This window comes from Streptomyces sp. NPDC054794 (assembly GCF_053611585.1).
Genome location: NZ_JBSHAQ010000039.1, coordinates 1 through 13,247, shown reverse-complemented (window position 1 = coordinate 13,247; position 13,247 = coordinate 1). Strand labels below are relative to the sequence as shown.

Annotated in this window: 12 protein-coding genes; 9 read left to right on the top strand and 3 right to left on the bottom strand. The window is 69.2% G+C overall.

Annotation, left to right across the window (positions count from 1 at the left end; all coding sequences use genetic code 11):
• Window positions 1-356 precede the first annotated feature (356 nt).
• Window positions 357-1,859: an outer membrane protein assembly factor BamB family protein gene (locus tag ACWGKT_RS32950; protein ID WP_453276537.1), complete on the top strand. Its 1,503-nt coding sequence runs from the start codon at window positions 357-359 to the stop codon at window positions 1,857-1,859.
• A 20-nt stretch (window positions 1,860-1,879) separates the two neighbouring features.
• Here the strand turns inward: ACWGKT_RS32950 and ACWGKT_RS32945 are convergent, their stop codons facing one another.
• Window positions 1,880-2,173, bottom strand: a complete 294-nt coding sequence (locus ACWGKT_RS32945) for a DUF397 domain-containing protein (protein ID WP_235458653.1) — start codon at window positions 2,171-2,173, stop codon at window positions 1,880-1,882.
• A 313-nt stretch (window positions 2,174-2,486) separates the two neighbouring features.
• Between ACWGKT_RS32945 and rpsO the strand changes: the two genes are divergently transcribed.
• From rpsO to ACWGKT_RS32920, 5 genes are all read left to right on the top strand, one after another.
• On the top strand, window positions 2,487-2,774 hold the full coding sequence (gene rpsO, locus ACWGKT_RS32940; RefSeq protein WP_033529274.1) for a 30S ribosomal protein S15: 288 nt from the start codon (window positions 2,487-2,489) through the stop codon (window positions 2,772-2,774).
• 304 nt (window positions 2,775-3,078) lie between these two features.
• Entirely contained in the window at window positions 3,079-5,307 is a 2,229-nt protein-coding gene (locus ACWGKT_RS32935) for a polyribonucleotide nucleotidyltransferase (RefSeq protein WP_356155179.1), read from the top strand.
• Window positions 5,304-6,683, top strand: a complete 1,380-nt coding sequence (locus ACWGKT_RS32930) for a M16 family metallopeptidase (RefSeq protein WP_356155182.1) — start codon at window positions 5,304-5,306, stop codon at window positions 6,681-6,683. Before ACWGKT_RS32935 ends, ACWGKT_RS32930 begins: the two co-directional genes overlap by 4 nt.
• Before the next feature lie 24 nt (window positions 6,684-6,707).
• Entirely contained in the window at window positions 6,708-7,460 is a 753-nt protein-coding gene (dapB, locus tag ACWGKT_RS32925) for a 4-hydroxy-tetrahydrodipicolinate reductase (RefSeq protein ID WP_453276536.1), read from the top strand.
• Between the two features lie 17 nt (window positions 7,461-7,477).
• Window positions 7,478-7,930: a tetratricopeptide repeat protein gene (locus ACWGKT_RS32920; protein WP_235458658.1), complete on the top strand. Its 453-nt coding sequence runs from the start codon at window positions 7,478-7,480 to the stop codon at window positions 7,928-7,930.
• A 204-nt stretch (window positions 7,931-8,134) separates the two neighbouring features.
• Here the strand turns inward: ACWGKT_RS32920 and ACWGKT_RS32915 are convergent, their stop codons facing one another.
• On the bottom strand, window positions 8,135-8,689 hold the full coding sequence (locus ACWGKT_RS32915) for a hypothetical protein (RefSeq protein WP_453276535.1): 555 nt from the start codon (window positions 8,687-8,689) through the stop codon (window positions 8,135-8,137).
• A 90-nt stretch (window positions 8,690-8,779) separates the two neighbouring features.
• Entirely contained in the window at window positions 8,780-9,016 is a 237-nt protein-coding gene (locus ACWGKT_RS32910; RefSeq protein WP_453276534.1) for a hypothetical protein, read from the bottom strand.
• Between the two features lie 214 nt (window positions 9,017-9,230).
• Here ACWGKT_RS32910 and thyX point away from each other — a divergent pair, with 214 nt between their 5' ends.
• From thyX to ACWGKT_RS32895, 3 genes are all read left to right on the top strand, one after another.
• On the top strand, window positions 9,231-9,971 hold the full coding sequence (gene thyX, locus ACWGKT_RS32905; protein WP_453276533.1) for an FAD-dependent thymidylate synthase: 741 nt from the start codon (window positions 9,231-9,233) through the stop codon (window positions 9,969-9,971).
• A gap of 211 nt (window positions 9,972-10,182) precedes the next feature.
• Complete coding sequence (gene dapA / locus ACWGKT_RS32900) at window positions 10,183-11,082, top strand: 4-hydroxy-tetrahydrodipicolinate synthase (protein ID WP_356155192.1); 900 nt, start codon at window positions 10,183-10,185, stop codon at window positions 11,080-11,082.
• Window positions 11,083-11,210: 128 nt separating this feature from the next.
• On the top strand, window positions 11,211-12,896 hold the full coding sequence (locus ACWGKT_RS32895) for a ribonuclease J (RefSeq protein WP_356155195.1): 1,686 nt from the start codon (window positions 11,211-11,213) through the stop codon (window positions 12,894-12,896).
• The last annotated feature ends 351 nt before the right edge of the window (window positions 12,897-13,247 follow it).

Below are 13,247 nucleotides of genomic sequence, written 5' to 3'. Positions count from 1 at the left end.
CGGTCCGCCGTGCGCGTCCGCGTTCCCGATGTCATGACGCGGTGCCTCCCCCCGTTTGCTGCCGACTCACCGCAACGGAGGGCCCGTTCAGACCCCTGGAAGGTCCCGGTACCCGACCCGCTTCGGTCGTCTCCCCCGACACCATGCATAGTAGGTGGCCGGTCTGACATCGCAGGCGGGAGCGCACCTCCCCGCCTGTGGTTACGGGGAGAGTCGGACACGCATGGCGACACGACGGGACGCACACAACATCTGCACGTTCGCGAAGAGGCGTGCACGCGCGGCCTGAACCGGCGAGGGCACAGGTTTCTCCCCGCGCTCGATCCACGTCACCGTCATCGAAAGGATCCGTCAGCGTGAGCTTCGGCCCGCCACCGTCCGTCTACACCGAGTCCGCGCTGGCGGCGGACAAGACACGGACGAGACGCCGCAGACGCGTACTGGGCGTGACGACCGCCGCGGTGGCCGTCGTCCTCGGCCTGGTCGCCGGGTCGGTGTGGTACCTCCAGGACGGCGGAACCACGCACAAGGCGGTACCGGCGGCCGTCCAGGCCCCGGACGAGATACGCACGACCGTCGAGCGGCCCCCCGTCTCGCCCGAGGGCTGGGTCGTCGTGGAGCACGACGAGGAGAAGCTCTCCAAGAACACGGAGGCGAAGCCGCGTTACGCGCCCGGCACCTGGGCCACCGGCAAGATCCTCGCGCGGGGCGTCGCCAACCGTATCGAGGGCTACAAGATCGAGCCCAAGTACGACGAGACGGCCTGGACCCTCAAGCTCGACGGCCACATCTGCGCCACCAGCAGGGACGTCACCGCCGACGGCCGTACCGCCGTGGTCGTCCAGCCCGCGCACGCCAAGGGCTCCGCCAAGGAGGGCGTCTGCGACGAGGTGGTGTTCTTCGACGTCGACACCGGCGAGAAGCTCTGGCAGAAGAAGATGCCCGCCGCCGACTTCGCCTACGTCTCCAACACCAACCTCACCCTGACCAAGGGCGTCGTGGCCGTCGCCTGGGGCCGGGGCTCGGTGGCGTACGACATGAAGAGCGGCCGGCGGCTGTGGAACAGCACGACCCTGTCCCAGTGCGAGGACAAGGGCTTCGCCGGCGGCCGCGCGCTGCTCGTCCTGGTGGCCTGCGGCGAGTCCACCAACGCCACCTACCGGGTGGAGAAGCTGAACACCCGCACCGGCAAGGCGCAGTGGACGTACCGGCTGGCCCGCGGTGTCGAGGGCGTCTACCTGCCCTCCTCCGACCCACCGGTCCTCGCCGTCGAGGCGGGCGACAGCGAGGTGACCGACCTGATCACCCTCGACCCCGCCTCCGGAGAGCGCCGCGCCACGATCTCGATGGACGGCTACGACCCCAAGTGCGGCCGGCGGTACTACTTCTCGCCATTCTTCGGTGTGGTCGACAACTGCGACGGCCTGGTCGTGGGCCGCACACAGGTCTTCGTCATGAGCAAGGAGAACATCGCCAACGACCAGCCCTCGGACTGGATCGTGGCGTTCGACCTGAAGGAGGGCAAGTCGGCGGGGAAGTTCGACGGCCGGGAGTCCCAGATGGTCGTCCCGCTGCGCATGAGCGGCGACGAGCTGCTCGTCTACCGGCGCAGTGGCAGCTCCGTCGACCCGGCCGCCGTCGTGAGCTGGAACCCGCGCACCGACAAGGAGACCCCGTACCTCCTCTTCCAGCTCCCGGAGGACGACGAGTACGAACTCAGCGACCCGGAGCGGACGGAGATGGTGGTCGAGAAGGGGCACGCCTTCTTCGCGCGCCGCGAGCTGGTCCGGGACGACAAGTACCCGACGGACTCGGTGCTGTCCGTGATCGGAGTGGGCAGCGCGGGACTGAAGCACTGAGCGCCCCGCGGTGCCGAGGGCTACTCGGAGGCGGGGCTGCCGTGCGGCGGAGCGGGCTCCAGATCGAACTCCCCGTCCCGCGCCCCCAGGACGAAGGCCCGCCACTCGGCTTCGGTGTAGCGCAGCACGGTGCCGGGGTCGAGGGACGAGCGCATGGCCACGGCCCCCTCGGGGAGGTACGCGATCTCGACCCGCTCCTCGTGCTCCTCCGTACCCGGCGCGCAGTGCCATTCGACGCCGGAGATGTCGAGGGCGTAGAGCTCGTCCCGCTCGCGCTCCTTGCGCGCCTTGATCTCCTCAGCCGTCTCCGCCATGCCGCAGCGACCCCTTCCGGACGTCCGAACGCTGTACCCGGTCACACTAGTGGCCCACGAAACGCTCCCGCCCGTCCTTCACGGTTGAGCGCACGCCGCCACGCCACACCTGGTATGCGGGGCCGCTCGGGGCCGGGGACGGAGCCCCCCGTCCGCACTGGTACCCTGAGTGACGGCCGTTCGTGTACGCACCCCCGGGGCTCACCCCCTGGAGGCCGCGCTCAGCGGATCCCCGCCTCCCGAGTAACGGAAGCTCCCCCGAGACAAAGACCGGGGGCACTCGGTGGCCACATCAGACTACGAGGAGTAACGCGTGTCGCTCGACGCCGCTACGAAGAAGCAGATCATCTCCGAGTTCGGTACCAAGGAGGGCGACACCGGCTCCCCCGAGGTCCAGGTCGCCATGCTCTCGCGTCGGATCTCCGACCTGACGGAGCACCTCAAGACCCACAAGCACGACCACCACTCCCGCCGTGGTCTGCTGATCCTGGTCGGTCAGCGCCGCCGGCTGCTGCAGTACCTGGCCAAGAAGGACATCCAGCGCTTCCGTACGCTGGTCGACCGTCTCGGCATCCGCCGCGGTGCGGCGGGCGCCAAGTAACACGCCGTGAAGGGAGCGGTTCCCGAGATCATCGGGGGCCGCTCCCTTTGCCGTACGTGCGGAAACGTGCGGAGTGTCACTCACGCTTTGTAGTGTGGTAGCACAACGCATTACGCACGACACAGCACGACAACGAACAGGAGAAGTGCACCTCGCCGCCGCCGGTCCTCGGTAGTGGCCCCCGGGGGGAAGCGAGCCCCGGGTGCTTCGATCGAAGACCGGCCCGCACAGCCCGGCGCGCTTCTCCGCAACAGTCCCCCTGCCACACGGGCAGCGACGGGACGAAGACGAGGAGAAAACGCTAGTGGAGAACGAGACCCACTACGCCGAGGCCGTCATCGACAATGGCGCCTTCGGCACCCGTACCATCCGCTTCGAGACGGGCCGCCTGGCCAAGCAGGCCGCCGGTTCCGCCGTGGCGTACCTGGACGACGACACGATGGTGCTGTCGGCCACCACCGCCTCCAAGAACCCCAAGGACCAGCTCGACTTCTTCCCGCTCACGGTGGACGTCGAGGAGCGGATGTACGCCGCCGGCAAGATCCCCGGCAGCTTCTTCCGCCGTGAGGGCCGGCCCTCCGAGGACGCCGTCCTCACCTGCCGCCTCATCGACCGCCCGCTGCGCCCGTCCTTCAAGAAGGGCCTGCGCAACGAGATCCAGGTCGTCGCGACGATCATGGCCCTCAACCCCGACCACCTGTACGACGTCGTGGCGATCAACGCCGCGTCCGCGTCCACGCAGCTGGCCGGCCTGCCCTTCTCCGGCCCGATCGGCGGCGTCCGCGTCGCGCTGATCCGCGGCCAGTGGGTCGCCTTCCCGACGCACACCGAGCTCGAGGACGCCGTCTTCGACATGGTGGTCGCCGGCCGCGTCCTGGAGGACGGCGACGTCGCGATCATGATGGTCGAGGCCGAGGCCACCGACAAGACCATCCAGCTGGTCGCGGGCGGCGCCGAGGCGCCGACCGAGGAGGTCGTCGCCGCCGGTCTGGACGCCGCGAAGCCCTTCATCAAGGTCCTCTGCAAGGCCCAGGCCGACCTCGCGTCGAAGGCCGCCAAGCCGACCGGCGAGTTCCCGGTCTTCCTCGACTACCAGGACGACATCCTGGAGGCGCTGTCCGCCGCCGTCCGCCCGGAGCTCACCTCCGCGCTGACCATCGCGGGCAAGCAGGACCGCGAGGCCGAGCTGGACCGCGTCAAGGCGCTCGCCGCCGAGAAGCTCCTGCCGGAGTTCGAGGGCCGCGAGAAGGAGATCTCCGCCGCGTACCGCTCGCTCACCAAGCAGTTGGTCCGCGAGCGCGTGATCAACGAGAAGAAGCGCATCGACGGCCGTGGCGTGACGGACATCCGTACGCTCGCCGCCGAGGTCGAGGCCATCCCGCGGGTTCACGGTTCGGCCCTGTTCGAGCGTGGCGAGACCCAGATCCTGGGCGTCACCACCCTCAACATGCTCCGCATGGAGCAGCAGCTGGACACCCTTTCCCCGGTGACCCGCAAGCGCTACATGCACAACTACAACTTCCCGCCGTACTCCGTCGGTGAGACCGGCCGCGTCGGCTCCCCCAAGCGCCGCGAGATCGGCCACGGCGCCCTCGCCGAGCGCGCCATCGTGCCGGTGCTGCCGACGCGCGAGGAGTTCCCCTACGCGATCCGTCAGGTGTCCGAGGCCCTCGGTTCCAACGGTTCGACGTCCATGGGCTCGGTCTGCGCCTCCACCATGTCGCTGCTGAACGCCGGTGTGCCCCTGAAGGCCCCGGTCGCCGGTATCGCCATGGGCCTGATCTCCCAGGAGGTCAACGGCGAGACGCACTACGTCGCCCTCACCGACATCCTCGGTGCGGAGGACGCCTTCGGCGACATGGACTTCAAGGTCGCCGGCACCAAGGAGTTCGTGACCGCCCTCCAGCTCGACACCAAGCTGGACGGCATCCCGGCCTCCGTCCTGGCCGCGGCCCTCAAGCAGGCCCGTGACGCCCGCCTGCACATCCTGGACGTGATGATGGAGGCCATCGACCGTCCGGACGAGATGTCTCCGAACGCTCCGCGGATCATCACCGTCAAGATCCCGGTAGACAAGATCGGTGAGGTCATCGGCCCCAAGGGCAAGATGATCAACCAGATCCAGGAGGACACCGGCGCCGAGATCACGATCGAGGACGACGGCACCATCTACATCGGCGCCTCCGACGGCCCGGCCGCCGAGGCCGCCCGCGCCACGATCAACAGCATCGCCAACCCGACGATGCCCGAGGTCGGGGAGCGCTACCTGGGCACGGTCGTGAAGACGACCACCTTCGGCGCGTTCGTCTCCCTGATGCCCGGCAAGGACGGTCTGCTGCACATCTCGCAGATCCGCAAGCTGGCCGGCGGCAAGCGCGTGGAGAACGTCGAGGACGTCCTCGGTGTGGGCCAGAAGGTCCAGGTCGAGATCGCCGAGATCGACTCCCGCGGCAAGCTGTCCCTCGTTCCGGTGATCGAGGGCGAGGAAGAGTCCGGCTCCGCCGACGAGCAGAAGGACGACGCCGACAAGTGACGTCCCGTAGCTCCAAGGCGACGGCCCGCACCTCTTCGGAGGCGCGGGCCGTCGCCCGTACCCAAACCCTCGTCAAGGGCACCGGCGGCATCGGTACGGTCCGCAAGACCACCCTCCCGGGCGGCCTGCGCATCGTCACCGAGACGCTGCCCTCCGTGCGCTCGGCGACCTTCGGTATCTGGGCGCACGTCGGCTCCCGCGACGAGACGCCCGCCCTGAACGGTGCCACGCACTACCTGGAGCACCTGCTCTTCAAGGGGACCACTCGCAGGTCCGCCCTGGACATCTCCTCCGCCATCGACGCGGTCGGCGGCGAGATGAACGCGTTCACGGCGAAGGAGTACACGTGCTACTACGCGCGCGTGCTCGACACCGACCTGCCGCTCGCCATCGACGTCGTCTGCGACATGCTGACCGGCTCGCTGATCCTCGAAGAGGACGTCAACGTCGAGCGCGGCGCGATCCTCGAAGAGATCGCGATGACCGAGGACGACCCGGGCGACTGCGTGCACGACCTGTTCGCGCACACCATGTTCGGCGACAACGCCCTCGGCCGCCCGGTCCTCGGCACCGTCGACACGGTCAACGCCCTGACGGCCGACCGCATCCGCCGCTTCTACAAGAAGCACTACGACCCGACGCACCTCGTGGTCGCCTGCGCCGGCAACATCGACCACAACAAGGTCGTACGACAGGTCCGCGCGGCCTTCGAGAAGGCGGGCGCCTTCAAGAGCGCGGACGCCTCGCCCATCGCCCCGCGCGACGGCCGGCGCACCATCCGCACCGCGGGCCGCGTCGAGCTGCTGGGCCGCAAGACCGAGCAGGCCCACGTCGTCCTCGGCATGCCCGGCCTAGCCCGCACGGACGACCGCCGCTGGGCGCTCGGCGTGCTGAACACGGCCCTCGGCGGCGGCATGTCCTCCCGCCTGTTCCAGGAGGTCCGTGAGAAGCGCGGCCTGGCCTACAGCGTGTACTCGTACACCTCCGGCTTCGCCGACTGCGGCCTGTTCGGCGTGTACGCGGGCTGCCGCCCCAGCCAGGTGCACGACGTACTGAAGATCTGCCGCGACGAGCTCGACCACGTCGCCGGGAACGGTCTGTCCGACGACGAGATCGGCCGCGCCATAGGGCAGCTGCAGGGCTCCACGGTCCTGGGTCTTGAGGACACGGGCGCGCTGATGAACCGTATCGGCAAGAGCGAGCTGTGCTGGGGCGAGCAGATGTCCGTCGACGACATGCTGGCCCGGATAGCCGCGGTGACCCCGGACGAGGTCCGGTCCGTCGCTCGCGACATCCTGGGACAGCGCCCGTCGCTGTCGGTCATCGGCCCACTCAAGGACAAGCAGGCCTCGCGGCTGCACGACGCCGTCGCCTAAACCCCTCCGGTAAGGAAGCAACAGATGAGCAAGCTGCGCGTGGCGGTCCTCGGTGCCCAGGGCCGGATCGGGTCCGAGGCGGTACGGGCCGTCCAGGCCGCCGAGGACCTGGAACTGGTCGCCGCCCTCGGCCGGGGCGACAAGCTGGAGACGCTGGCGGACGCCGGGGCCCAGGTCGCGGTCGAACTGACCACGCCGGCCTCGGTCATGGGCAACCTCGACTTCTGCGTGCGCCACGGCATCCACGCCGTCGTCGGGACGACCGGCTGGACCGAGGAGCGCCTCGCGCAGCTGACGGGCTGGCTCGACCAGTCCCCGGAGACCGGCGTGCTCATCGCGCCGAACTTCTCCATCGGCGCCGTCCTCACCATGAAGTTCGCGCAGATCGCCGCGCCGTACTTCGAGTCGGTCGAGGTCGTCGAGCTGCACCACCCCAACAAGGTCGACGCCCCCTCGGGGACCGCCACGCGCACCGCCCAGCTCATCGCCGCGGCCCGCCGCGCCGCCGGCAGCGCCCCGGCGCCGGACGCCACCGTCACCGCCCTGGAGGGAGCCCGCGGCGCCGACGTCGACGGGGTCCCGGTGCACGCCGTACGCCTGCGCGGGCTGCTCGCCCACCAGGAGGTGCTGCTCGGCGGCGAGGGCGAGACCCTCACCATCCGTCACGACTCCCTGCACCACAGCAGCTTCATGCCGGGCATCCTGCTCGGCGTGCGACGCGTGGTGTCGACCCCGGGCCTGACCTTCGGCCTGGAGCACTTCCTGGACCTCGGCTGACCCGGGGAATCCCAGACATGCGCGCGAAGCTCTCCTACGCCGTCACGGCCGCCGTCCTGCTCTTCTACTTCGTCCTGGTCGGCAGCCGCGGCGTCATGCTCATCCAGTCCGGCACGCTCCTGACCGTCACCTTCGGCGTGGCGGTGCTGATCCTGCCGGTCATCGGCCTGTGGTTCCTGTGGAAGAACACCCAGTTCGTCCGCAGGGCCAACGCGCTGGCCGCCGAACTCGACGCCGAGGGCGCACTGCCCGTCGACGAGCTGAAGCGGACCCCGGGCGGCCGTATCGACCGAGACTCGGCCGACGAGGTGTTCGCCAAGCGCAAGGCCGAGACGGAGGCGTCCCCGGACGACTGGCGCAGCTGGTTCCGCCTCGCCGTCGCCTACCACGACGCCCGCGACACCCCGCGCGCCCGCAAGGCGATGCAGCGGGCGATCGCCCTGCACGACGGCAAGCCCGTCCAGGCCTGAGCCACGCCTGACCGTACGCCCGGCCGTATGCCCGCGGGAAGGGCCGTACGCGGGCCTACGAGAAGGCCGCACGCACGCGTGCGCGAGGAGCGGCACACCTGCCCGCGTGAAGGCCGCGCACGCCCGTGCGGAAGGCCTCCGGAGCACGACGAAGGGGCCGGCCCGCATCGCCGCGGACCGGCCCCTTCCCGTTCGTCTGCGGCGTCAGCGCCGCGCGCACTCCGCCGCCCACGCCTCCACGGCGTCCGAGGCCCGGTCGAAGGCCGAGGCGCGCCCCACGAAGTCGAGACCGTGCGTGGTCATCAGCGGCGGCGTCTCCTGGGCCGCGCGGTCCTTGCGCGCGACGATCAGCGCCTGCCCCTGCACCGTGCGCGGCAGCCCCACCCAGCGCACCGGCTGCTGCACCGTGCGCACCGCGGTCACCCGGTTCCAGGTGACCGTACGCGTGACGAGGAAGCTCACCTGACGCAGCCCGCGGATGCTCACCCACACGCCCATGCGCAGCAGCCGCAGCGCACTGGCGATCACGGCCAGCGCGAGCCCGAAGACGACGCCGGCGGAGGACGGCGAGCCGGTCAGGGCGATCAGCACCGCCGCGAACAGCACGAACGAGGCGAGCAGCAGGCACAGCGCAGCCCCGCCCACGCGCCAGGGACCGGGCCGGTAGGGGCGGCGCCAGCGCGAGCGGTCGTCGTGCGGCAGGGCCGTGTCGTCGGTTGCTTCGAACGTGCGGTCGGCCGTCAGGAAGGGCAGGGGCACGGCTGGTCCTCACTCATTCCATGCATGGGCTGTGCCCGGTGAGGCTATCCGGCCGGGTCCGCGCTCACCACCCTTGGGGGTCCGGAAGGGTCAGTGCCCCTGGGACGCCTGTGACTGCTGGGTCTGCGTCACGGAGGGCGTGGACAGGGCCGGCATCCCGAGGACCAGGGAGCCGACGAGCCCGGCGACGATGGTGAGCCCCAGCAGCCACCGGCCGGCGATCTGTCCGACGGACGACCGCTGACGGGGCGGGGGAGTGACATTGCTGCGGAACCTGTCGGCTTCGGAGACGAAGGCGAACGGAACGGGCTCGCGCCGACGGAACATCGGGGCGCGTCTCCCTTCGGGGGTCGAACGAGTGGGTGGGTGTCACCACTACAGACGAGCGAGAGTCACAAAAGGTGCCCGCTTGCCCCGAATTCACAGAAGTTTTCCGAAGTTCGACGAATCTGTCGGGTCCCGGTACCGAACGCCCTGATGTCAGAGCCGCGCCGTAGAGTGGGCGCCGCCCGAGAGAAGTGATGGAAGGACCCTCCGAGCCGTGACCGACACCCCCGCCGACGACCTCAAGCCGAGCTTCCGCAGCGACGTCACCGTCGAGCTGGTCAAGCACACCGCGTCGGACGCCGACGTGCTGTTCGCCGCCCGCGTCTCGACCGTCGGCGAGCAGTCCCTGGACGAGCTGAACAAGGACCCGGAGCGTTCCAAGGGCCTGATCAACTACTTGATGCGGGACCGGCACGGCAGCCCCTTCGAGCACAACTCGATGACGTTCTTCATCAGCGCCCCGATCTTCGTCTTCCGCGAGTTCATGCGGCACCGGGTGGGCTGGTCGTACAACGAGGAGAGCGGCCGTTACCGCGAGCTCCAGCCGGTCTTCTACGTCCCGGACGAGTCCCGCAAGCTGGTCCAGGAGGGCCGCCCGGGCAAGTACGTCTTCGTCGAGGGCACCCAGGCCCAGCAGGAGCTGGTCGGCCGCGTCATGGAGGACTCGTACGTCCACGCGTACGACGCGTACCAGGAGATGCTCGCCGCCGGCGTCGCCCGCGAGGTGGCCCGTGCGGTCCTCCCGGTGGGCCTGTTCTCCTCGATGTACGCCACCTGCAACGCCCGCTCGCTGATGCACTTCCTCGGCCTGCGCACCCAGCACGAACTCGCCAAGGTGCCGTCCTTCCCGCAGCGGGAGATCGAGATGGTGGGCGAGAAGATGGAGGCCGCGTGGGCCGAGCTCATGCCGCTGACGTACGCCGCCTTCAACGCCAACGGCCGCGTCGCCCCGTAACGCGCACCGGTTTCGCGGTCGGGCACGCATGTACGGGTCAGCCTCGTGAAGTGTCCGTATTGCGGCATTTGTGGAAGTTCATCTAGCCTGATCAAACGGACCCGGCACTGCCTGAACCCCCGAGCAGGCAGTGCCGGGCTCCATATTTGTCCTGACTTTCCCGGCACCCCAAGGGCAGACCACGCATTGAGCAGCGAGTAGCGTGTTACCCATGGCTCCGACCTCCACTCCGCAGACCCCCTTCGGGCGGGTCCTCACCGCCATGGTCACGCCCTTCACGGCGGACGGCGCACTTGACCTCGACGGCGCGCAGCGGCTCGCCACCCACCTGGTGGACGCAGGCAACGACGGCCTGATCATCAACGGCACCACCGGCGAGTCGCCCACCACCAGCGACGCGGAGAAATCGGACCTCGTACGGGCCGTACTGGAAGCCGTCGGCGACCGGGCCCACATCGTGGCCGGCGTCGGAACCAACGACACCCACCACAGCATCGAGCTGGCGCGCGCCGCCGAGCGGGTGGGCGCACACGGCCTCCTGGTCGTCACGCCGTACTACAACAAGCCCCCGCAGGAGGGCCTGTACCGGCACTTCACGGCCGTCGCCGACGCCGCCGGACTGCCGGTCATGCTGTACGACATCCCGGGCCGCAGCGGTGTCCCCATCAACACGGAGACGCTCGTCCGCCTCGCCGAGCACCCGAGAATCGTCGCCAACAAGGACGCCAAGGGCGACCTCGGCCGCGCCAGCTGGGCCATCGCCCAGTCGGGCCTGGCCTGGTACTCCGGCGACGACATGCTCAACCTGCCGCTGCTCTCCGTGGGCGCGGTCGGCTTCGTCTCGGTCGTCGGCCACCTGGTCACGCCGGACCTGCGGGCCCTGGTCGAGGCCTTCACCTCCGGCGACGTCCAGAAGGCCACCGAGATCCACCAGAAGCTGCTCCCCGTCTACACGGGCATGTTCCGCACCCAGGGCGTCATGACGACGAAGGCCGCGCTCGCCCTCCAGGGTCTGCCCGCCGGGCCGCTGCGCGCACCCATGGTCGAGTGCACGCCCGAGGAGATCGCCCAGCTCAAGATCGATCTTGCCGCCGGCGGGGTACAGCTCTAACACCAGACTTCACAACTGAATAGGCAGGACACCGGTGCCTGCACCCCACAACGACAACTGCTTCTGCACGAACGTCATGCGCGCCACGTGCCCCACCGGTACGTGGCGCGTGTGGTGAGGAGAGTCTTTTGAGTCATCCGCATCCTGAACTGGGCCCGCCCCCGCCGCTCCCCGAAGGCGGCCTGAGGGTCACCCCGCTCGGCGGTCTCGGCGAGATCGGCCGAAACATGACGGTCTTCGAGTACGGCGGCCGCCTACTGATCGTCGACTGCGGAGTGCTCTTCCCCGAGGAGGAGCAGCCCGGAATCGACCTGATCCTGCCGGACTTCTCGTCCGTCCGGGACCGCCTCGACGACGTCGAGGGCATCGTCCTGACCCACGGCCACGAGGACCACATCGGTGGCGTCCCCTTCCTGCTCCGCGAGAAGCCGGACATCCCGCTGATCGGCTCCAAGCTGACCCTCGCCCTGATCGAGGCGAAGCTCCAGGAGCACCGCATCCGGCCCTACACCCTCGAAGTGGCCGAGGGGAACCGCGAGCGCATCGGCCCCTTCGACTGCGAGTTCGTCGCCGTCAACCACTCCATTCCCGACGCCCTGGCCGTGGCCATCCGCACGCCCGCCGGCATGGTGGTCCACACGGGCGACTTCAAGATGGACCAGCTGCCGCTGGACAACCGGCTGACGGACCTGCACGCGTTCGCACGGCTGAGCGAGGAAGGCATCGACCTCCTCCTCAGCGACTCCACGAACGCCGAGGTCCCCGGCTTCACCCCGCACGAGCGGGACATCTCCAACGTCCTGCGCCAGGTCTTCGCCAGTGCCCGCAAGCGGATCATCGTGGCGAGCTTCGCCAGCCACGTCCACCGCATCCAGCAGATCCTGGACGCGGCGCACGAGTACGGCCGCCGGGTCGCGTTCGTCGGCCGCTCCATGGTCCGCAACATGGGCATCGCCCGGGACCTGGGCTACCTCAAGGTCCCGCCGGGCCTGGTGGTGGACGTCAAGACGCTCGACGACCTGCCGGACAGCGAGGTGGTCCTGGTCTGCACGGGCTCCCAGGGCGAACCGATGGCGGCCCTGTCCCGCATGGCCAACCGCGACCACCAGATCCGCATCGTCGACGGCGACACGGTCATCCTGGCCTCGTCCCTCATCCCCGGAAACGAGAACGCGGTCTACCGCGTCATCAACGGCCTGACCCGATGGGGCGCGAACGTCGTCCACAAGGGCAATGCCAAGGTGCATGTTTCCGGCCACGCGTCCGCGGGCGAGCTGCTGTACTTCTACAACATCTGCCGCCCGAAGAACCTGATGCCGGTGCACGGCGAATGGCGCCACCTGCGGGCCAACGCCGAACTCGGCGCCCTCACGGGCGTTCCGCACGACCGCATCGTCATCGCGGAGGACGGCGTCGTGGTCGACCTCGTCGAGGGCAAGGCGAAGATCTCCGGCAAGGTTCAGGCCGGCTATGTGTACGTCGACGGCCTCTCGGTCGGCGATGTCGGCGAGCCGGCCCTGAAGGACCGCAAGATCCTCGGCGACGAGGGCATCATCTCGGTCTTCGTGGTGGTGGACTCCTCCACCGGCAAGATCACGGGCGGCCCGCACGTCCACGCCCGCGGTTCCGGCATCGAGGACTCGGCCTTCGCGGACGTCGTCCCGAAGATCACCGAAGTGCTGGAGCGGTCGGCCCAGGACGGCGTCGTGGAACCGCACCAGCTGCAGCAACTGATCCGCCGGACCCTGGGCAAGTGGGTCTCGGACACCTATCGGCGCAGGCCGATGATCCTCCCGGTCGTCGTGGAGGTCTGACCGGCCCAAGACCCGGTCGTACGGCCCCTCTTGGGCGCGAACCTGGAGCGGAGCCCTCGATTTGCATCGAGGTGCTCCGCTCCAGTACGTTTACGACTCCGCCCGGTCGGGAACCCCAGTACTTCACGTGCTGGACACCTGTGTCCCCGGACCGGGTGGAATTCCGACTCAGAACTTCTGATAAAGTCGGAGTCGCCGGAAAGGGAAACGCGGAAGCGGAAACCTGGAAAGCACCGAGGAAATCGGATCGAGAAAAGATCTGATAGAGTCGGAAACGCAAGACCGAAGGGAAGCGCCCGGAGGAAAGCCCGAGAGGGTGAGTACAAAGGAAGCGACCGTTCCTTGAGAACT

Bases quoted from the DNA above. Each gene is read 5' to 3' on its own strand.
- dapB (WP_453276536.1), top strand. From the start codon at position 6,708: ATGAGCAAGCTGCGCGTGGCGGTCCTCGGTGCCCAGGGCCGGATCGGG.
- ACWGKT_RS32920 (WP_235458658.1), top strand. From the start codon at position 7,478: ATGCGCGCGAAGCTCTCCTACGCCGTCACGGCCGCCGTCCTGCTCTTC.
- ACWGKT_RS32910 (WP_453276534.1), bottom strand. From the start codon at position 9,016: ATGTTCCGTCGGCGCGAGCCCGTTCCGTTCGCCTTCGTCTCCGAAGCC.
- ACWGKT_RS32945 (WP_235458653.1), bottom strand. From the start codon at position 2,173: ATGGCGGAGACGGCTGAGGAGATCAAGGCGCGCAAGGAGCGCGAGCGG.
- dapA (WP_356155192.1), top strand. From the start codon at position 10,183: ATGGCTCCGACCTCCACTCCGCAGACCCCCTTCGGGCGGGTCCTCACC.